Here is a 21,532-nt window from a genome sequence, read left to right on the forward strand (position 1 = left end):
AAGTGATAAGTCAGTCAGGGCGAGGGATATTTCCGTCAGTTCGAGGTAGATCGCGTCCCTGCGATAGCGGTAATAAATTCAATCAGGCCTGAACAGGCAAAATACGTAGTTCCACCCGGCGGTTTTGCTGACGATTGGCATCCGAATTATTGTCTACCAAAGGCTGATACTCCCCCATGCCAACAGTCGTAACACGACGGTAATCCACCTGCTGGCCTAGCAAAAAGTTCTTCACTGCATTGGCACGGGATTCCGACAGCTTCTGATTGCTTTCGGCACTGCCCACATCATCGGTATGCCCTTCCACCATCAAGGTCGTCTTCTCGTACTTATTCAGCACTTTGGCAACGTCTTGCAATACGGGGTGAAAGCCCTGAGAAATGGCGGCACTGCCGGTAGCAAAGGTAATACTGCCGGGTAATTGCAAACGCAGATTGTCACCCTCACGGTAAACCTGTACGCCACTGCCTGCTAACTCATCGCGAAATTCCTGTTCTTGCTTATCCATATAGTTACCGATGGCAGCACCTGCCAGTGCACCGACGGCCGCCCCCCACACATAGCGACTTTTGGCATTATCGCCGGTCGCTTTGCCTAATAATGCCCCCGCCACGGCGCCAATGGCCGCACCTTTCTGGGTATTAGTGGCGGTAGTCTGGCAACCTGTTAACGCCAGTGCTGACAGGGTAAAAACAATCAGGGCTTTTTGCATAACAACTCCTTGAACAGAACAAAACAACTCTAGCCTATTGGATCAGACTTAATCTGGCCTGAATGAAAATAAATGACCGCGATACATCTTATCGGATTTCCAAGGCGGCATTATGTCGTTAATATCCCTGCGGGTAAAAACACAGATGGGGAACATTAGTATGCTAACGGCACAACAAGCACTGGAAAGACTCAAGGAAGGCAACAAACGTTTCGTTGACGGCGAAAGCCAACTGGAGAGACTAGTCAACGAAAATCGCCGGGACAAGTTGATCAGCAGCCAGGCTCCCTTTGCTGTCATTATCGGTTGCTCAGATTCCCGGGTACCGGTTGAAATTGTTTTTGATCAGGGCCTGGGTGACCTGTTTGTGATCCGCGTAGCAGGTAATATTGTCGCGCCCTCGCAAATCGGCAGCGTAGAATTCGCCGCTGAGCAATTTGGTACCCGCCTGGTAGTGGTGATGGGACACAGTAAATGTGGTGCGGTGCATGCCACCTTAGAGCAGTTACAGCGCCCCACCGACCAGCCTTCCAAGAACCTTGGCTCAATCGTCAAGCGTATCCGTCCTGCGGTTGAAGCCTTGGTTTACACTGACCTGCGCAGCGATCAGAAAGCCCTTGCTGAACAAGCCATACGTGCAAACGTGCGGATGTCGGTCAACACCTTGAGTAATGGTTCTGCGATTCTGGAAAATCTGATAAAAAATGACGGATTAATGGTGGTGGGCGCGGAATATTCTTTGGAAACAGGCCAGGTCCATTTCTTTGACAGTTGATAACGCCAACTGGTGGGTAGAGGAGTCTGATATGCTCAGCTTCTCTGCCAGATTACTCAACCGCCAGTTTCTGAAACAGATAGCGATATTCGTTACCCACACGAAATCTGTCACCAGATTTCAAGTACACCTGCAATTCATTTTGGCACAGTGCCGATGTGCCTTCCATTTGCTGTAAATTGATAATAACAGAGGAACTGATGCGGCAAAAAGCATCCGGACTAAGCTGTTTTTCCAAACCTGCCAAACTTTGTCTGCCCATCACTGAAGCACATTGGGTGTGTATACACACATAGTCCCCGGCTTCTTCTATCCAGTTAATTTGCTGATAGGGAATTTTTCGCCATTCGTTACCAGCCTTAAGCCTGACAAACAGCTCGGCTTCTTCATGGACGTTCGTTTCAGTAACCGGGTAGCCTTGCGCATCCCGACACACAGATAATGCCGGCTGCTTAGCACTGCAGGGGCTGAACAAGTTACTGACACACTCCCGTAATGCTCCATGGTACAGTGGTTTTAGTAAGTACCCATCACAGCACTGCGCATATTGTTCGCGTTTGTCATCAGCACTAACCAGAATAACCTTGGTCTGCAGACGCAGACTCTGCATGGCCTTCATCACTTCATCACCGCCCATGCCAGGCATCTCAACATCTAATATCACCAGGTCGGGATTGAGGGTCAAAATAGCCGATAAGGCCTTTTCTCCTTCGGCGAAAACACCGATCAAAGTCAAGCCGGGGATCATAGACAACTGCCGTTGCAAGCCCTCTCTGGCCAGTTGTTCATCATCAGCGATAATGACTGAAATCCTGTTCATCAACTTTCTTCGTATGGAATAATAATATCTACGCCCAAACCACTGGGTTCGACCAGATACAACCTGATTTGCTGTTTATCCTGATACAACACTTTTAACCTTTCCGTAATATTTTGTAACCCAACCCCTTCACGTCGAATCAAAGCCAGGTCGGTCATGGGGCCATTATCCTGTACCTGAATTCGCAGATAATGCTCTTCAAGCCAGGACTTGACGGTAATTTTTCCGCCACGAGACATCTTGGCAATGGCATGTTTAATAGAGTTTTCCACAAGCGGCTGCAGCAGCAAACTGGGGACCAGTGCATTTTCTGCTTCAGGTTGTATATGAATCTTTACTTCCAGGCGCTCACCAAAGCGGGTTTTCTCAATATCCAGGTACAACATTAAGGCCTGAACTTCTTCATATAAGCGGATTTTTTTCTCCGGATCACTGTCCAGGGAAAAACGCAGAAAGGTAGAAAGCTGACTGAGCATTCTGTTGCAGCGTTGCTTATCGTCACGCATGACTAAGGTAGAAACCGCATTAAGGCTGTTAAATAAAAAATGCGGGTTAATCTGATAGCGCAACATGCGAATTTGCGCCAGGTGGCTAAGGCGCGCAGCCTGATAACGCTGCACCTGCGCATCCACCAGGCGAAAATGGTAGTTAATCCCAAAGTACAGACTGCACCACACCATGATAATAAAGAAGGAGGTACTCACCATCATAAACAAATGTACCCACTCAAAACCCGGGCTTTGCCCCAATGCAAACAGATCATCGCCTTTGGCATACAACAATAGTAGGTTTTTCGGTACGGTCCACAGCACGGAGAGAAACACACTGACACCCAGAATCAGCATCCCCAACAGTGCCGGTTTTAAGCCCCAGCAGTGCCTGAACAAATAGCGCAACGGAATGGTCAGCGCCATGCCCATCAGGGTGATAGGAATCAGAATATAGGCGATCCTGATGCCAAAATAGTTATAACTGCCAAACAAAAACAGGTTATCAAACAACAACACCAGATAATAAAAAAGCCAGCCGCCAATATGTAGAACCCAAAAATTCGGCTTTTTAAATAAGGATTCATTCAGGGCCTGCTGCTCTGAAACCGCATCATGTTCACTCACCGATATCCAACCCCAGCATCTGAAACAATGGCTTGCGATAGGTATGACCTATGCGTACTTCATCTTTGTTAGCCATTTCCAGCGTACTATAGCGCCCTAATTCGCTATTTATTGCACTGAGATAATGAATATTGATGATGGCAGAGCGGTGAATACGCACAAAACTGGCCGGGTTCAGGTATTGTTCGATGCTGGTCAGGGACTCACGATGCAGGTATGTGCGATTCTGACAATGCAACTCAAGGTAATTGCCCGCGCCCTTAATCCAGACGATATCGCTGGTTTTGATAAACTGCACATTCCCGGAGGAACGTACGGCCAGAATGTCACGGTGCGGACCACTTAAAACCAGCCTTTTACGCAGTTTTTCCAGAATGGCATTAAACCGTTCATCATCAAATGGTTTAAGCAGATAATCATCGGCTTCAATCTCAAAAGCCTTATGTGCATGCTGGGCATAAGCGGTAGTAAACACCCAACGGGTATTTAGCACAGGGCTTAATTCGGTGGCCAGTTTGATACCACTACCACCAATGATCTCCACATCCATAAAACAAACCTGGGGACGTAGGTCCTGCAGTAACTGTTTAGCATCTGCATAGCTGTCAGCCTCTGCTACCAGCTTCCACTCGGTGCGCTGGTCTATCAATCGGGTTAGTCGCTCCCTGGCCAACTCTTCGTCGTCCACTACCATGCAAGTAAACATATGTTTCCCCTAACTACTTATTATCTATAGTTATTTTTATTAATAGACTGTCCTTACCCTGCTGCCTGGACCTGTCAAAGGAATCAGAATTCAGCTCAAATTAGCAACTCCTTAACTTAACTACCCATGATTTTGCAATAGGGAAAAAAAGAAGCCAAGTAACAGGCCTTGGCTTCTTTACAAGTGATCGATAATCGATCAGAAGGACAAGCGCATACCTAGATAGAAACGTCTTGGTTCAACCCAGTTCATGGCCTCACCAAACTCATAGGTACCGTCACCTGACAGCAGATCCTGCTCGCGAGTAACAGCCTGATCGTCCAGGGCATTGAAAATATCCAGGAAGAATTCAGCTTTATAGATATCGATATCCATGCTGTACTTCACGCGCAGATCCAAGGTGCCGAAAGAGGGCGTGGTATGTGAGCCTACCGCACCTTCTTTGATCCAGGTGTCGGTCCAACCGCCGAATTCATAGGCTTCATCCACAAATACGGGCAGGTGACGACCACCGATGGCTTGGGTTTCACTGTAACGAACACCTGAGTTCCAGTTATACACCGCACCAATTTCTATACCATTGTCAAAGAAGTAAGACGCGGCAATCTTGAACTGATCGTCAATGCTGCCAGGCTGTTTACCATATTGGTTAGGTGCGCGGGGATCCAGTACACTCCAGTCACCCTGGTAGTCAGCGTTACTATCCGAGTTTGTATTACCCTCTGCATCATTGTGGGTGTAAGACGCCAACATCTGCCAGTTATCGGTTTTATGCTTACGGAAGGCCACTTCATAGCCTTTGTACTTACGCACACCGCCTTCCAGTGTGGCAATCACATAGTTAGTACGCGGCACTTCCGAGAAGCCAAAGTAAGACAACGGTAGTTCCAGGAAGGTATCTTTATATTCACCGGTTTCTGCATAAAGCCCCAGGTCATAATCTTCCAGAATATCCTTGGTTTTACGGTCTGTATAGGTAAATGACACACTCATATCATCCAGAATGCTCTGCTGATAGCCCAGCATAAACTCATCGGTGTATGGCGTCGCAGTGGATGGGGCAAACATGGCATCGGCTGGACCACGAGTCCTGTAAGTTAGCCACTCATCGCCAATCATGACTTGTTCTGAGGTCACGTTACCTTTTACGTTACCAGCAAAGGCGGTCATGTTAGTACGAATAGGATCATAGTAGCGACCGCCGAAAGCCCAGACTTTGCTTTCACCGTCACCATTGATGTCATAAACCGCACTTAAACGTGGGGCAAATTCCCAGTCGAAGGTGAATATCTTGCTACCGTCGTTGGCATAGTGACTCCACTTCTCAGCGCGCACACCACCAGCAATGGTCAGATTATCCAGTGTCCAGGTATCCTGCAGATAAACAACCTGGCCTTTAGTGACAAACTCAGAAGGTGCCTGGAATGACAACAAGGAACGATAAGAATTCACCTGGTTGTCCGGGTTACCCGAGGTGTTATTAAAGGTCATCGCACCGATCTCGTCCTGGCTTACTGCACCATCGTTGTCAGTATCCAGCAGCCCTACGAAGTAAGCTTTGTTGTCACTGCCGTTAATAGCATTGATAAAACGCGCTTTATCACCGGAGCTGAACTCTTTCTCACCAGTCCAACTTGCTGCTATATATTCGTCCAGAGAAATACCAGCTTGCGCTGAAGCAATAGAGGTATACTGTGCACCATCACCAGTAAAGACCTGATTGGTATAGTTCTCGTTTTCTTCCCGTTCGTAACCAAATTCAATCTTATGCTCTCCCATATCGGTGTACAGGTAGTACTCCAGATTAATGTAGGCATTTTCTTTATTACGGAAACGCTCGGTATTCGACCCCAACCCGCCGCGACTTAACTCGGCTTTGGTCGGACTGCCCCCGATATAAGCCACGTCGTTACGGGTAGCCTGATCTTTGGCAATATCACTAAGTTCACCTTCATGCGACATATAGCCAGCTGACAGAATCAGGTCGTCCCAAGTGTGGGTATAGTCAATTTTATAGTTATCACCACCCTGTTTACGTACTCGGTCACGGTTGTTAGGCGTGCTGGCAACATCCGTTCCCGAAATATCGGTCGGGTCGTTGAAGTAGGTGAAGGTCAATCGATCATCATCTGTGGCCTGCCAGGTAATTTTGGCAAAACCCAGTTTTTCTTCGCGTTCAACTGAACGGGCTACTGCACCAGTGTCAGGATCCGGCACGTCGGTATCTTCATTCTTTAACTGATAAGAGGCAAAGAACCACAGTTTATCTTTAATTATCGGGCCACCCAAAGTGACGGCTGTATCAAAGTTACTGAAGCTCTTTTCCCTGGTTGCATCGTTTTTGTAATCCGCCACCAGGCTGTCATTCTGCATATAATAGTTGATGGAGCCGTGGAACTCATTACTACCGGACTTGGTTACCACCCGGGAAACCAGGCCAGCACCACCAGCATATTTAGCCGGTACCCCACCAGTGACAATTTGTTGCTCCTGGATAATCTCAGAGTTAAAGTTCGCACCAAAAGTACCGGCAGAGTTGTCGGTAACATTAACGCCGTCAATGTAGTACACGTTGTCTGACGAAGTACCGGCACTACCAAATCGGGAGTCTGGGATATCAGAGTAGTTCACACCAGATTTGGATGATGGGTTACCACCGTTGCTGGGTTTAACACCTGGAACCAGTTGCAGATAACTTTGGTAGCTACGGGCAGTGGGCAGGGATTCGGTTAAATCCAGGGTAATGTCTGTTGCCACCATAGATGAGGTGGTGTCCATGGCCGCCATTTGTTTACCAGTGACTTCAATTTTTTCAAAATTCTCACTGGAAACCTGATAGCTAAGGCTCAGGCTTTTGCCTGTTACCACACGCACATTATTGGCCACCAGTGGCTGATAGCCCGCCCCGGTGATACTCACTTCATATTTGGTCGATGCATCCAAACCAACCAGACGCACATTACCCTCGGCATCGGATACGGCTTCTTTATCTGTCAAGCTGTCGGGGGTTCTAACCTTGACTTTGGCTCCGGCAACGGGATTACCGTTGTTATCTACGATACTGATCCGCAGACCACCAGTGTCAGCCCAAACACTGCTGGAAAAGCTCAATGCGGCAGCAACTGCCATAGCAGTCAGGCGCCTATTGAATTTCGCTCTCATGTCACATCTCCTGTGGAGTTATTATTGATTTACATCGACGCACAACTACGCCGATTCTGGTGACGCTATCAGTGCACCACCGTCAGGAGAGGACTCAGTGACCAAATGAACGAATTCGAATGTAAAACACTCGTATCAAATGGTTAAAAATTATGTTTAAGGGATTAATCGGGCAAAGTCAGGGGTAAAGGCAGCAAATTGAGAGACAAACGCAGTGTATCTTGCCAAAACAGGTTTATGCAGGTATTGGCTGTACCCCACCAATACCTGCGACAAGCTTATTCCTCAAACAAATCCCGGTGCAGCACTTTGACGACATCGGTACTGTCTTCGTCTTTGACCAGAATAGAAATATTATGCGGATTGGCACCGTAACAAATCAGACGCAGATTAAAGTCCCTGACCGCATTGAAAATACGGCTGGAAACCCCGGCGGCACTGTGCATATTGTTACCCACTACCGTCACTAAATCATAGCCTTCCTCAACGGTGACCTCACTGATCTGCTTCAGATCTTCGATGGTCGCCTTGTTCAGTCTGGCTCGCACTGAATTAGGTGGATTGTCAATGGTCAGGGATACCGCAATCTCAGAGGTAGTGACCAAATCCACACTTAAGTGATGATTGGCCAGGATTTCAAATACCTGCTGTAAAAAGCCTGACGCATAGAGCATGCTGGGAGTTTTAACCGTAACCAGCACCTGATCCTTGCGTCGGGTCAGGGCACGGTAATGGGGCTCCTGCTGACAATTTTTGGCAATCCAGGTACCACCTTTTTCCGGCTCGCGACTGGATCCAACAAACACGCGGATATTCTTTCTAACCGCTGGCACCATAGTAGCAGGATGCAGCACTTTGGCACCGAAAGTGGCCATTTCCGCTGCTTCTTCAAAACTCAGTTCCGGCAGCGGACGGGCTTTGTCGGTAATACGTGGGTCGGTTGTATACACACCTATAACATCCGTCCAGATTTCACAGGTATCCGCATCCAAGGCTTCAGCCAACAGTGCAGCCGTGTAATCTGAACCGCCGCGACCTAAGGTCGTGGTATTGTCCTGCTCATCAGAGCCAATAAAACCCTGAGTAACCAATACAGTGCGTTCCAGCTCCGGTTTCATCAATTTCTCAGCCTGTACAGCAATGACCTGAATATCAGGCTCAGCCTGACCAAACTCGTTATCGGTTTTGATCACTTTACGGGCATCAAAGTTTTCGGCCTGTTGCCCCATCTGGCACAGTAACTCGGCAAACAGCAGTGAGGACATGCGTTCGCCCAATGATAAAATGGCGTCTTTTAAATCAGGACGGTGCAGAATTTCTTCATGAAAGGCCAATTCACGAAGCAAGCTCAGTAATTCGTTAAGTTTCACCATTACATGTGGTGGTGATTCCAAACCGGCCAGAATGGCAAACTCAATTTCTTCCACCTTAGTAATAAGATCATTGATTTGCTCTGACGTGAGCTCTTCATTGGCCAGCTGTACCAGATAGTTGGTTACACCGGCCGCAGCACTGACAACCACCACACGTGTGGACGGATTATCAATCACAATTTTTGCGCAATTGCGCATGGCGTCTATATTGGCGACGCTGGTTCCACCAAATTTGGCAATATTGAGCGACATAGTTCCCCCCAAAAACACATGCTCCGATGTCCCGCATTCTGACTTAATCTGTCAGCGGCAGGGCCGCATAAGTTACCAGCATTTTAATTCATGAAAAATGAAAATATATGCAACTAAGAAATCCATTCGGCATCGCCTTGTTGCGACCGCCTGGGCCCGCATCATAGCGTAATTGCCCCGCTTGCAACGAAAATATTTGCTATATGCCATAGCAAAAGTTGCCAGTTTTAGGTTAGCCAGCCTACTTTTAACAATGAACACCTCAATACTGGAGACACAAATGAAGAAGATCCTCCTGGCTTCGATGGTTTCCCTAGGGTTGTCGGCCCCCCAGGCTATGGCCGATGTTAATCTGAGCGGTTTTGCCAGTATTAACGCTGGTAAGGTACTGAGTGGCGACGGTGCTCCTCAGTATGACATCCCGCCCACTTTTCTGGCTGACTACCCCATCGTATCGGCTTATGAAGAAGAATGGTCATTTAAACCTGAAACCTTATTTGGTTTGCAGGTTCGGGCTGATATGGGGGGCGGTTTGAGTGCCACCGCACAAGTAGTAGCCCGAGGTGCAGATGACTTTGATGCGCAGTTCGAATGGGCTTATCTGTCTTACGAGCTGAACGACAACTGGACCCTGCAAGCGGGCAAGAAGCGTCTACCGCTTTTTTACTATTCGGACTTCTATGACGTAGGTTTTGCTTATGTATGGATGCGACCACCAGCAGATACCTATACCTGGCAGATTTTTAACTATACCGGCATTAATGCACTATACACCGGCGAGTGGGGCGATTGGTCTGTCTCGGGTAACATCTATGGTGGTAGGGAAGACAGTGACAACAACAGGCTGCTTAGCCAGTTTTTCTTCCGCGAACCGGTGCGGGAGATATGGAAAAACATAATCGGTGGGGTGCTGACCCTGAATAAAGATTGGTTTGAGGCGCGCTTTACCCATATGCGTTACACCAACGAACGCTTCCAGGCTGGCGAGCAGGTAACTTGGGATGGCTCTACCGAGCGGGATGGCAGATTTTACGGCATCGCGGTGAACCTGGATTTCGGTCAGTTCTTCGCCTTGTCCGAGCTCAACCGACTGGATCTGGACGGCAACTTTGACAGCGCCATGCTAACACTCGGTTACCGGCTGGATAGTGTAACCCCATATGTAGGTTACTCAACCTACGAGCAAAAAGACGGCGAGGACGGCGAAGAGCACAACACCACATTTGTGGGCCTGCGCTGGGATTTCCATACCTCTGCGGCCTTTAAAGTGCAGTATGACAAAGTAGATGATAAGTCGTTTAACCTGGCGGTGGCGGGTGACAGCCGCTCCCTGACTTTTGGGGTGGATTTAGTGTTTTGATGACAAGCGTCAGGCAGGAGATACTGCATGGCGCTATTTCACATTATTACGCTTAAGACGCTCATCAATAAAGTTCTGAACAGGCGGGGGCTTGCTGCATTTCACCATGCCCCCGGCAAACCCTAGTAAAGCGGTAGCTATTTGGTTGCCTGTCGAATCACAGTTTGCTTCCACCACCAGGTCTTGAATTCGCTGCTCATCCTCACTCAATCGGTGAGAATAATCAGAAATTTCACCAATAGGATTAGCTCGCTTCTCAAGATATTCTCTGGTTGCCTGTTCTGCCACTTGCTGCTGTTGTCCAGCCTGCCAGTTGCGCAGATGACGCTGCGCCATTGACATATGCTCGCTTGCACCGCCTAAAACCTTTCCTTCACTTTTTTGACTTGGCGCTTCGGCAACAACCGGCTCTGGCGGAGGGGAAGCGATCTGTGCAGGCTCAGGTTTCTCAGCCACTGTCGGTGTCTCAGCAGCTGTCAGGCCCTGAACTGCAGTTTCTTGCACAATGTCAGGCACATCTGGAGGAGCTTGCATTTGCGCAGTCTGGGTATTCTCCGCTTCTTGTTCAGCAGGCTCAGGAGGTAAAGGGGCCGCAACCTTGGGCATAGTCCAGAGCCGGGCCTTGATGGTGTTTTCTGATGTCGCCAGCTTTGGCACCGTTTTCTGTTGCAATAAGGCCAGCACCACCAGTAAATGGACAGCCACAGATACACCTATCCATGGCAATACTGACGGTGACTTCAAGCTATTTTTGACTTCCGTTTGCAAAACAATACGAGTGACAACAAAACATGCAGTGTAGATGCCAAAGTGTTAATAAAGTTCACTGACAACCAACACTTAGATGCATCATCGTTGGCTGAAGCAACACTAACTGGCTGCAAATGCGGCAAGTCGTTCACCTGACATCCGATAGCCGATCCACTCAGACAGAGGCTCGGCGCCCAGTGCTTCATAAAATTGTCGCGATGGGGTGTTCCAATCCAGACAACTCCACTCAAAACGCCCACATTGTTTTTCAACGGCAAGGCCAGCCAGGTGCTTCAGCAATGCCACCCCATAGCCGTTACCACGCTGAGCGGGAGACACATACAAATCTTCCAGGTACAGGCCTGGTTTAGCCAACCAGGTGGAGTAGTTATAAAAGTACACCGCAAAGCCAACCGCTTCGCCATCTGCTTCAGCAATCAAACCATGCACTCCGCTTTGCGCGCCGAACATGCTGCTTTGAATGGTTTCCAGTGTCGCCTTAACTTCATGCTCGGCCTTTTCATAGATGGCCAGTTCGCGAATAAAATGCAAAATAGTGGCGGCATCTTCACGCTGTGCAGCCCTGATACTGATACTTGTCATACGCGCTCTCTGTTATTGGTTTAGCTGGACAATTTTAACTGAACCACATATTGCATATGATGCATACTATTCACATCTTTATGAACACTATTCATATAAATGCGTTTACAACAACTCGATCTGAATCTGCTCCTGCTGTTTGATGCATTGTACCGGTATGGCTCAGTCAACCTTGCCGCCGAAGAACTTTGCTTAAGTCAGTCTGCTTTTAGCCACGGGTTGGCGAGGTTACGACAGCGTCTGCAGGATGATCTGTTTGTCAGAACAGGCAAGCACATGCGGCCTACTCCCAGAGCCATAAAACTGGCAGCCGGTCTGCATCAGGCTTTGCCTTTACTGGACGCCGCCCTGAATGACAGCCCCGACTTTGACCCATTGCTAAGCAAACAAGAATTTACGCTGGCGGCCACTGACTATACTGAATTCAACCTGCTTCCTTCTCTTACCAGGCTACTGTCCAGACAAGCGCCGGGCATTTGCCTGAAGTTGCTGCCCGCCAGCCGCGTCGGTGTTAAGCGCCAACTGGAAGAAGCCAATATCGACTTTGTACTTGGTTTTAGCCATGATGAAATGAAAGACTCCGGCGTGGAATCACTCAGTTGGTATCAGGGTAGCTATTGCACCCTGGCCAGAGCCAAGCACCCCACCCTTACCAATGGCCTGGACATGGAAACATTTTTATCCCTGTCACACATTCGTATTTCACCCTGGGGAGAGACTTCTGGCATTGTTGATGAACAGTTGCTGAAACAGGGCCTGAGCCGCAACGTGGCGGTGCAGCTTCCGAGCGCCCTGGCCGCTGCCTTTTTGGCTGTGCAAAGTGATTACTTGCTGACATTGCCCAGACATATCGCGGATACCGTACTCAAACATTTAAATATCGAGCTGTTTGAGCCCCCCTTGCCTATCCCAGACTATCGCTTAAAACTCTATTGGCATAAGGTAAACAAGGACAAACCCGCACATCGTTGGTTGCGCGAGCGAATCGCGAATATACGCAAGGAAGCAGAGAAATAAACGGGGCCGAATGGCCCCGCGAATAAATCAATGGTGGTGACCACCTAAGTGCACTTCTAACAACTCCGTGTTGCCATTGAAGTTCAGGCTTTTCACCTCGTCATCCTTTTCGACATTAACCAGATTTTCCTGTTCCGGCCAGATATCCCGCAGCGCGTTATGCTTCACCGACAATGCTTCCAGGCTGACAGGTACCGGCGTTTCCTGATAAACCCAAAAGAACTTCCCTTCGGTTTCAAACCCTACTGCATTTAATGGCAGTGGTTGTCCATCCCGCAACAGGGCAAAACGCTCGGCCACATATTCAGCAAACTGGCGCTGGGTTTGCTCTGAGCTGATGATATCCGCATCTTTACCAAAGATTTCCCGTACTGCATGCTCAGCATCGTGCAAATAAAAGCGATGCATCACCTCAATATGCTGGGTACGGGCATTAAACAACACCTTGGTTACCGCCGCCTTTTGCTGATGAGCAACTGTGACAAACGCCGCCAACACCAGGCTGACGGCGAACAGCAGTTTTAAATGCCGCTTAATCATTATTGCTTGTTGTCCTTGTCATCATCGTTTTTAAGCTCGGTTTTGATGTCCTGCATAATATCGCGATGGATCTTGGCTTTGGACTTTTCAGATTTATAGGCCTCCACTCTGGAAGGAACTATACGACGCGGATAAAAGTTGTTTTCAATATCCGCATCGGCAGTTTCCCAGCGCGGATCCAGCTCTACCTGCGTTAATTCCTTACCCTTGTCGGTAACAATCAGTTTCTTCACTTCTTTAGGGCTGCGGCGCCAGATTTCAGCAGGGATGCGCATGGTTTCACTGCTGCCGTCGGCGTAATCCAATTTCAGGATAATCGGCATCACCAGACCACCGAGGTTAGAAAACTCCAGAACATAGTAATTCTTGTCTTCTTGTACCGCGCGTTCCAAGGCCGCACGTTCCCAATCTTCCAGTCCCTTGATGAACTTATTGTACTTGTTACGTTCTTTGTTAGTGACCGTCCAGCGGTCATTTTCATCATAAAAGTCTTTCAGATCTTGATTGAGTTCACGCCATTCGCGAATGCCCTGCTTGCGGTTATTTTCCAGGCTCATCGACATAGGCTTATCCAGATCCTGAGCCTTATCGCGGGCAAAATCGATATCCGGATTTTCAGTATCCAGACGTAGCTTGTATACCTTGTCTAAGGAAATATCGACGTGATCCGTGCTGTAGAACCAGCCGCGCCAGAACCAGTCCAAATCCACGCCACTGGCCTCTTCCATGGTACGGAAGAAATCCGCCGGTGTGGGGCGTTTATACTGCCAGCGACGGGCGTATTCCTTAAAGGCAAAGTCAAACAGCTCGCGGCCTAAGATAGTCTCACGCAATATTGTCAGGGCAGCAGCAGGTTTGGTGTAAGCATTGGGGCCTAAGCGCAATACCGAATCAGACTGCGTCATAATGGGCACCTGCGTACTGGACACCATGTAATCCACAATCTCAGAAGGTTCGATACCCCAGGGCATATCCGAATCCCACTCCCGTCCAGCCACACCATCCAGGAAACTGTTCAGGCCTTCATCCATCCAGGTCCATTGGCGTTCGTCGGAATTCACCAGCATCGGGAAATAAATATGCCCGACTTCATGGATCACCACGCCAATCAGAAAACGTTTTTCGGCCTGCGAATAAGTGCGGCTGCCATCATCCTGCAACGTGGTGCGCGGGCCATTAAAGGTGATCATGGGATATTCCATGCCCCCCACCGGGCCATTGACTGACTGTGCGACAGGATACGGGTAGTCAAAGGAGAATCGTGAATAGACCTGCATGGTATGAACCACAGCTTCGGTGGAGTACTTCTTCCAAAGATCGCCACCTTCCTTAGGATAAAATGACATGGCCATCACCAGAGGCTGTGTATCGCCGCCTTGCTGATAGCCTTTGGCATCCCACATAAATTTGCGTGAAGACGCCCAGGCAAAGTCTCTGACATTCTCGGCTTTAAATCGCCAGGTTTTACTGGCGTTGGTGCCTTCTTTCTCGTTTTCCAGCGCTTCTGCTTCGGTTACAACAAATACCGGGCGTTTGGCTTTTTCAGCCTCTTTCAGACGCTTACGCTGTTCGCGGGTCAGTACCTTATCGGCATTTTGCAAACTGCCGGTTGCCGCCACAATGTGGTCAGCCGGAACGGTCAGCTCAACGTCATAGTTACCAAATTCCAGGGTAAACTCGCCGCGGCCAAGAAACTCTTTGTTGGTCCAGGCTTCGTAGTCGGTATAGGCATGCAAACGCGGAAACCATTGGGCCAATTGGAAGATATCGTTACCACCAGCACGGGCATCTTTGGGAAAATGTTCGTAGCCACCGCGTGCAGAAACAGCGTTTTCTTCAACGATGTTGTAAGCATAATTCAGGGAAAATTCTGTACTTTGGCCCGGTTTCAGCGGCTGATTCAAATCAATACGCATGTTAGTGCCGACAATGGTGACCTTAAGCGGCTTGCCGGTACCATCCATGACATCCTTAATGTCATAGCCTAATTGATGGTCAGCCATAAACTGTTGGCGACGCAGCTCATCCATACTCAGTTTGGCTGGTTTTTTGCCATCACCTGCTTCGGTGGCCGGACCGCGTCGGCCAATGCCAGCAAAGGCAGTGGTGAGTTCGGCCATAGAATCAGATTTGAAAATATTCTGGTCCAGTTGCAACCATAAGTAACGCAGGGTATCCGGCGAGTTATTTCGATAGTGAACTGTCAGGCTGGCTTCCAGGCGACGCTTTTCTTCAAGCAACCTGGCCTGGATTTTATAATCCACCTGCTGTTGCCAGTATTGATGACCAGGCTCGCCTGCAGCATTGCGATAAACATTGGGGGTAGGCAGCACTTCATCCAGTTGACGAAATTTATCCTCAAAATCGCCTTTAGTCTGGCGAATAGCATCAGCGCCGGCCTGCAGGCTGCAAAGCAGGGCCGCTGAAACGAGCAATGGTTTAATCATGACATGTCCAAAAACACTAAGGTGGAACCACAAGCCGGAACTGGCCGCTCTTTTGGCGCCTGGAATCCGGGTCCTAATCGGTCAGGTTACCTTACAACAGATAAAAAAATAACCGTCCGGGCGACGCAAAATCGGTCAACGGCAGAGGAAAACGGATAAAACTGGGTGAACTATTAGATTATGAACTACGCTGGTGATAGAGCATAGATGCTGTATTGGAGGGATCCTCATGCGTACCGTCCTGATTGTTCTGACGTCCCTGTTGTTCTGTTTATCCAGTGTTTGCCAGGAAACGCCTGCGCCTCATCGATTTACCTGGGCCATTAACGATGCCCCACCGTTTCATATCCATAGTGGAAAGTACCAGGGACAAGGTTTTTGTGATGTGCTGGTCAATCAAATGCAGAAATACATACCTGGTCAGCATGAATTGCTTAATCTGCCACCAGCCAGAATCGCCAAGTTACGTGAACAGGGAGCGCCGCTGTGTTTTCCCTGCATGATCAAGCGCCAGGACACCAGCAGTACCAGATACAGTGACGCCACCCTGTACTACCAACCACATAAGATCATTACCAATCCAAGCATAGCGGCCAGTATGCAAACCGAATTCGGCTTGCCAGTACCATTAACTCAATTATTGCAGGATCAGCGTTTTTCGTTTGGCCGCCCCTTAGGTCGGCAATATGGTGCACAGTTACAACCTGTGATTGACCAGTATGCAGATCAAAGCAAAGTACATACCCAGCTTTCCGGCCCGCAACCAACCATGACAGCTTTACGTCTGGTGGCAAACGGCAAACTGGACTACAGCCTGGACTACCGGGTGATAGGCCGGCATTTTGAGTTAACCGAACATGGCGAGCTGACTTATCTGGATATTCAAGAGAATCAAAATAATCCCATTATTGGTGCTGTGGGATGCAGCAATAGTGAATGGGGTAAGGAAAGTATTGCGCGTATTAACCAGGCTTTACCCTTAGTATTGCGCTCCGAGGCATACCTACGCAATCTGGACTTTTGGTTTGCTGCTGACAACCAGGATTTCTGGCACCGTTACCGGCACCAGGTTCTGGGTGAGTCGGATGACAAGGCATTAGTGTCTGGCATATCTCCAGCGCACCGCCACAATGCCCGCCAATAATGTCAGCCAGCCCATACTGCCGCCGCCAGAGCCGCTTTGGCCGGATTCCGGTAACTGATTAATCAAAGTGTTAGTTTTGGGGTTCAGTTCAGGATGGGTACTAACGGCTGCATCAACCACCACCACATCGGTGATCAATACAAGGTTCTCTTCTGAGATATCCGCGCTGCCTCCCTGATAATCCCGCAACGGGATATTGAGAAAGGCCCCGCCTTTATTAAAGGTAGATAGTGCAGCAATGGCGTCTACTACATCCATACCATTACCCAGCACCTGCCCAAAGGCGGTGAAGCCGCCATTCTGAACATCCAGGTTAGCGCTGTTGTCTTTGAGATTGATAAACCATTCAGACGTTGCACCGTTAGCATCAGTCGAGGGTTTGGCCATAGCAATAGTGCCGCGCACATTAGACAGCTTGGGCTCATTGACCACTTTAGGCCCTTTACTCAGTTCATTGAGCGGCAGTTGACCATCAAACTGATAACCCCCAGCCTGCACCACAAAGTCATCAATGGAACGGTGCACCACATTATTAAAGTAAGCGCCGGATTTTACATAGCCAAGAAAATTTTCCACTGTCTTGGGGGTTTTGTTGTCAAACAGGTTGATCTGGAAATTGCCCATAACGGTTTGTACTTCCACAACAGTCGCCAATGTCGGCAAAGACACAACAGACAACAGGCCTGCTCCAAGAATTGAATTCCAACGACGCGTTAACTTCATTCCTAACGATTCCAATAGGTACATCAATCAGGGAAGCTTAGAGACAGGACAAAGAAAAAACCTTATCAGTTTGTGTTCATTTGTGTTCGGCTGTAGCCAGTGTATTTCCAGGGTTCTAGGGAGTGATTAACTTTGTTCATTGCTAATGCAGTCGGCCAAAATCGCGGCTGACAACTGCAAATGCGTGAGGTTTAGTGGGCATAAAAACAAAAAAAGGCGCAGTAAGCTGCGCCTGTATCAAATTAAATCACATTACGGCTTAACCTCAACCACAGAGACCTTACTGACATTGCCTTGCTCATCCAACATCTCTACCAGGCCGGTATGCCTGATACCTGTATCCAGATTACCGGTGATAGTAACGTTGTTAAAGCGGCCATCGATGACTCTGGGACTCATACGAGTCTGCGCATTGTCTGTATCGATAACATTCCAGAATGAGTAGGTCAGCTCAATTTCCCCTAGCCCCTGTAGGTCGACACCCAGAATGTCAACTTTGTAATAGTCACCTCCGATAAAGCTGTTGCGGGGCAGCGGATCAAGCAATACCACCTGCTCATTGGGGCCAGGATTGGAGCTGGTCTCGATGAATGAACAGGAAAAACCTGTACAGCGATGCACAATCATATCCAGATCCACGTTCAGACCGGTACTTAAATCCTCAGCCCGGATACTCGCCTTAAATACCTTGACTCCTGCAGGTACGGTGACCTTCACGCTGGCCAGCGACGACTCATTAAAGCTGAATTTGCCATCAGCATCCTGCCTGACCTTGGTGGTATAGTGGAAAGGTGGCACCATACCAATCAGATTGACTCCCGCAGATCCGGAATAATTGGCTTTTACCGGGAATGACGCTCTGCCACGATTCATATCCAGGCTCATAAAGGCTGGCAGACTGAATTTATCCTTAGGCTCGGCCTTAACAACCAGTGGACTGCGTACCGCATGCCCCTGGCTGTCACGCCAGGTAATGCTGCCGTCCACCCACTCACCAAACTGACTGGCTGCGGTCTGGCTGAAAGTCAGTGCGTAATTAGCCGTGCCAGCAGCATCAACCGCCAACGCACCATCTACTGTAGGATTGCCCTGCGCATCAAAAGTGGTCAATTGCACATCAATGCCCTTTGGCATGTCAATTTCGGCAAAATAGATCGATGCAGCATTGTTGACGTTAGTCACAGTACGGTAAATGGTCTGCGACTCTTTTAACTCGCCCACAGAAACAGATGCGTGATTAAGCTGCGAAGCATCCGTGTTAAAACCAGCCGCAACCAATTCCTTACAGGTGGTTTGGCTTTGTCCGGAAACGGTACTGCGCTCCCCCAAACCACACAAAAACGCCAGATAGTCGTTAAATCCGGCGTTGTAAACCAAACCTGGATCCTGCGCCGATACCGGCACGACATGGCCAGCGCCAATGCCAAACACGTCTGCCAGTTCACCGTCCTGCTCATCAATCACATCCTGTCTGGCGGTGGTCATCAGCGCTGATTTAATGGCAGCCGGTGACCAGTTGGGGTGTTGCTGTTTAAACAACGCTGCCAGACCGGCCACGTGCGGTGCCGCCATGGATGTACCTGTCTTGTAGGCAAAAAGTCCATATTGCGGGCCAAACATAGGCGCCATGGTGTTACCTGCCAGTATATTCACCCCAGGGGCCGCAACATCGGGCTTTAACATCCCAAAGGTGGAACCATTAGGACCGCGGGACGACTCTCTATCCAGTATGCTACCTACTGTCGGACCGGTCGCCACTGCGTACAGCTCATCAGACAAAGTTATCTCAGTAGTTTCATTCGCGGCCTGATCAATCAGGGCCAGGCCATCCTCTCGCCTTACCATCACGGCAGGAATTTCGCTGCCGTCGACATCCCAGTCCATGTCAATAGGTGATTGACCATCTAGGGCATAAACCAGCACTCCCACTGCACCAGCGGCCTTGGCGTGCTTAATCTTCTCCTTAAACGTGCAGTCACCGCGGGAAATAACCGCAATTTTACCGACCATATCCGATGCGTTGTTGAATGATGAACAGCCCTTCACAGGGTCACTGGCACTGATAGTCGCGGTCAGACCACCGCTATTTGGAGCGGGTGCATTACTGGACCAAATGCCGTTATAGCGTGTACCGGCCATGGCACCACTATTTACATCAACAAAGTTACCAATCTGAAAACCTTCCCCATCCACACTGGACATTCCCACACTGGTCAGCCAGGGGGCAGGTGAACCTACAGTGCTGGCTGTCGGGCCAGTATTGCCAGCGGACACCGAAACAAATACCCCGGCAGCCGAAGCTCTGAGTTTCGCCAGGTTAGCCAGAGTTGCCAGTGAAGTGGTGCTGCCGCTGATAGAATAGTTAATTACATCCACCCCATCTGCCACTGCAGCATCAATGGCGGCCATAGTATCACCATACCGACACCCCCCCTCTTCATATTCTGAGTCCCAGCATGCTTTGTAGATAGCAATCCTGGCCCTTGGCGCAATACCGGAAGCCATACCTATATACTTACCAACGATATCCACACTTACCTCATTGCCACCGGCGGTAGACGCCACATGAGTACCATGGCCATCCGCATCACGGGGGGAAGGAAACTCACCAAGTTTTGTCTGTATACTGCCGGTGGCCTCATAAGCTTTTTTAAAATAGCGGGCACCAATGAGTTTGTTATTACACGTAAAGCCGATGGGATCGTTTGCAAAGTCACAACTACCCCGCCAGCGTCCTGCATCCAGCGAAGTGTAACTGCCATCATCGGCAAAGCTGGGATGCTCGGGCCAGATGCCGGTATCCACGATACCGATAATCACATCTTCCCCCTTTATGCCCAGACTATGCTGACCATTGGCTCCGTTCAGCCCTAGAAATGTAGGTGAGTTAACGGAATCAGGCTGAAGAAGCACATCTTCTTCTATGGACAGTACATCAGGGTGACGTAACAGCGCATCAACCTGTTCTTTACTCAGTCTGGCCGAAAAACCATTAAAGGTATGGGTGAAGTTGTTCAGTATAGCGATTTCGCCCAAATTAATACTCACCTGCTGTGCCACGGCTTGTTGCCTGCCCTGCAACCTGGCAGTGTAGTTTGCCAGCAATGGTGTTCGCGGGTTATACTGGTTACCCGCCAGACCGGCCAACTGGTTACTTGGCAGCAACTCTTTGGCAGCAATGGCTTTTTCCACCCCACTTTGCCCTCTTAACTGAACGATATATACACCGCTTGCGGCGGATGCAGGTTGATTACCGCCTAATTGAGCCAATTCCTGCGGGAAATGTTCATCAGAAACCCGAGACTCAGTGGCGTGACTTTGAATCGCAACGCCCGATATAGACAAGGAAATTAGGGTACATAACAGTGACTTTTTTATAACCATCAGTTTCTCCATTATGGAAGCTTGCTGTTTATTTTTATGTCCTGACTCAGTTTCAGTACATCAAGGACGACTTCCCTTTGGTAGCCAGGAGTTCCTATACAGCAACTTTTGTACCTTTATAAAAAAACACCTACAAATCATTACGATACAACATAACAAAACCTACAAGCCGCTATATTGTAAAGTTTTATGCTCTATCAGCGGCACAACATAAGAAAAAGTAAAGATATAAAGTAACAAAACACAAGAAGGCAAGGAGCTTTTTCATTATAAAACATAAAGTTAAAAAAATTCTTCACCCAACCCAAACTTGTAACCAAACTGTTAAAAAACCTGTCATCATTACCAAAATGGAAATATCTATAGCCTTTTCTTTTCTTTTCTTTTCTTTCACCTTTAATTGATAGTACAAAAAACCACCAACATATCTATCACACGAAATAAACGTATTGATATAACATATCGTTTCCACAATAAAATCGAATGTTCGGTTAGAGTGAATTTACATCATTCCAGAAAAAACACCTTTGTCAGTTTTATTTACACACATATAAAGTGCCCACGCATCTAATTAGAATTCCTAAGCAATCCATTGATTAATATACCGTTCTAACTTCTGGCCTGTTTTTTGCCTTGCTTATGCAGACTT

Annotated in this window: 16 protein-coding genes; 4 read left to right on the top strand and 12 right to left on the bottom strand. The window is 48.6% G+C overall.

The genetic code is table 11. The features are described 5' to 3' along the window. Positions 1-82: 82 nt before the first annotated feature. Positions 83-712, bottom strand: coding sequence for a YiaD family glycine zipper/OmpA-like lipoprotein (locus ABD028_RS00055; protein WP_102796308.1), 630 nt, complete (start codon positions 710-712; stop codon positions 83-85). 112 nt (positions 713-824) lie between these two features. On the opposite strand from ABD028_RS00055, the gene ABD028_RS00060 reads away from it, so the two are divergent. Further along, positions 825-1,487, top strand: a complete 663-nt coding sequence (locus ABD028_RS00060) for a carbonic anhydrase (protein WP_343840166.1) — start codon at positions 825-827, stop codon at positions 1,485-1,487. 52 nt (positions 1,488-1,539) lie between these two features. On the opposite strand, the gene ABD028_RS00065 is transcribed toward ABD028_RS00060, so the two are convergent. The 5 genes from ABD028_RS00065 to lysC form a co-directional block, all read right to left on the bottom strand. Next, positions 1,540-2,307, bottom strand: coding sequence for a LytR/AlgR family response regulator transcription factor (locus ABD028_RS00065; RefSeq protein ID WP_343840169.1), 768 nt, complete (start codon positions 2,305-2,307; stop codon positions 1,540-1,542). Further along, positions 2,307-3,422, bottom strand: coding sequence for a sensor histidine kinase (locus tag ABD028_RS00070; RefSeq protein WP_343840171.1), 1,116 nt, complete (start codon positions 3,420-3,422; stop codon positions 2,307-2,309). Before ABD028_RS00070 ends, ABD028_RS00065 begins: the two co-directional genes overlap by 1 nt. Continuing rightward, positions 3,415-4,128 (bottom strand): LytR/AlgR family response regulator transcription factor, encoded by a 714-nt coding sequence (locus ABD028_RS00075; RefSeq protein ID WP_343840173.1) that lies wholly within the window; start codon positions 4,126-4,128, stop codon positions 3,415-3,417. The genes ABD028_RS00070 and ABD028_RS00075 overlap by 8 nt, the downstream gene beginning before the upstream one ends. Positions 4,129-4,326: 198 nt before the next feature. Beyond that, positions 4,327-7,290 carry an outer membrane beta-barrel protein gene (locus ABD028_RS00080; RefSeq protein ID WP_343840176.1) on the bottom strand — a complete coding sequence of 988 codons (2,964 nt, stop codon included), beginning with the start codon at positions 7,288-7,290 and terminating at the stop codon, positions 4,327-4,329. A 278-nt stretch (positions 7,291-7,568) separates the two neighbouring features. Continuing rightward, positions 7,569-8,915 carry a lysine-sensitive aspartokinase 3 gene (gene lysC / locus ABD028_RS00085; protein WP_343840179.1) on the bottom strand — a complete coding sequence of 449 codons (1,347 nt, stop codon included), beginning with the start codon at positions 8,913-8,915 and terminating at the stop codon, positions 7,569-7,571. A gap of 280 nt (positions 8,916-9,195) precedes the next feature. On the opposite strand from lysC, the gene ABD028_RS00090 reads away from it, so the two are divergent. Further along, complete coding sequence (locus ABD028_RS00090; RefSeq protein WP_343840182.1) at positions 9,196-10,275, top strand: porin; 1,080 nt, start codon at positions 9,196-9,198, stop codon at positions 10,273-10,275. Between the two features lie 33 nt (positions 10,276-10,308). Here the strand turns inward: ABD028_RS00090 and ABD028_RS00095 are convergent, their stop codons facing one another. Both ABD028_RS00095 and ABD028_RS00100 read right to left on the bottom strand, forming a co-directional pair. Continuing rightward, positions 10,309-10,980, bottom strand: a complete 672-nt coding sequence (locus ABD028_RS00095) for a hypothetical protein (protein ID WP_343840185.1) — start codon at positions 10,978-10,980, stop codon at positions 10,309-10,311. A gap of 165 nt (positions 10,981-11,145) precedes the next feature. Continuing rightward, positions 11,146-11,628, bottom strand: a complete 483-nt coding sequence (locus tag ABD028_RS00100) for a GNAT family N-acetyltransferase (protein ID WP_343840188.1) — start codon at positions 11,626-11,628, stop codon at positions 11,146-11,148. Positions 11,629-11,727: 99 nt separating this feature from the next. Here ABD028_RS00100 and ABD028_RS00105 point away from each other — a divergent pair, with 99 nt between their 5' ends. Next, the gene (locus ABD028_RS00105) at positions 11,728-12,645 is read left to right on the top strand and encodes a LysR family transcriptional regulator (RefSeq protein ID WP_343840190.1); all 918 of its coding nucleotides are present in this window, start codon (positions 11,728-11,730) and stop codon (positions 12,643-12,645) included. A gap of 27 nt (positions 12,646-12,672) precedes the next feature. Here the strand turns inward: ABD028_RS00105 and ABD028_RS00110 are convergent, their stop codons facing one another. After that, positions 12,673-13,185, bottom strand: a complete 513-nt coding sequence (locus ABD028_RS00110) for a DUF6702 family protein (RefSeq protein ID WP_343840192.1) — start codon at positions 13,183-13,185, stop codon at positions 12,673-12,675. Further along, positions 13,185-15,632: a M1 family metallopeptidase gene (locus ABD028_RS00115; RefSeq protein ID WP_343840195.1), complete on the bottom strand. Its 2,448-nt coding sequence runs from the start codon at positions 15,630-15,632 to the stop codon at positions 13,185-13,187. The genes ABD028_RS00110 and ABD028_RS00115 overlap by 1 nt, the downstream gene beginning before the upstream one ends. 229 nt (positions 15,633-15,861) lie before the next feature. Between ABD028_RS00115 and ABD028_RS00120 the strand changes: the two genes are divergently transcribed. Beyond that, positions 15,862-16,776 carry a hypothetical protein gene (locus tag ABD028_RS00120; protein ID WP_343840197.1) on the top strand — a complete coding sequence of 305 codons (915 nt, stop codon included), beginning with the start codon at positions 15,862-15,864 and terminating at the stop codon, positions 16,774-16,776. Here the strand turns inward: ABD028_RS00120 and ABD028_RS00125 are convergent. Both ABD028_RS00125 and ABD028_RS00130 read right to left on the bottom strand, forming a co-directional pair. Beyond that, complete coding sequence (locus ABD028_RS00125) at positions 16,729-17,499, bottom strand: peptidylprolyl isomerase (protein WP_343840199.1); 771 nt, start codon at positions 17,497-17,499, stop codon at positions 16,729-16,731. The two genes, ABD028_RS00120 and ABD028_RS00125, sit on opposite strands and share 48 nt — an antisense overlap. 252 nt (positions 17,500-17,751) lie before the next feature. Further along, complete coding sequence (locus ABD028_RS00130; protein ID WP_343840200.1) at positions 17,752-20,883, bottom strand: S8 family serine peptidase; 3,132 nt, start codon at positions 20,881-20,883, stop codon at positions 17,752-17,754. Between the last annotated feature and the right edge of the window lie 649 nt (positions 20,884-21,532).

Source organism: Bowmanella denitrificans (assembly GCF_039522935.1).
Lineage (GTDB): Bacteria > Pseudomonadota > Gammaproteobacteria > Enterobacterales > Alteromonadaceae > Bowmanella > Bowmanella denitrificans.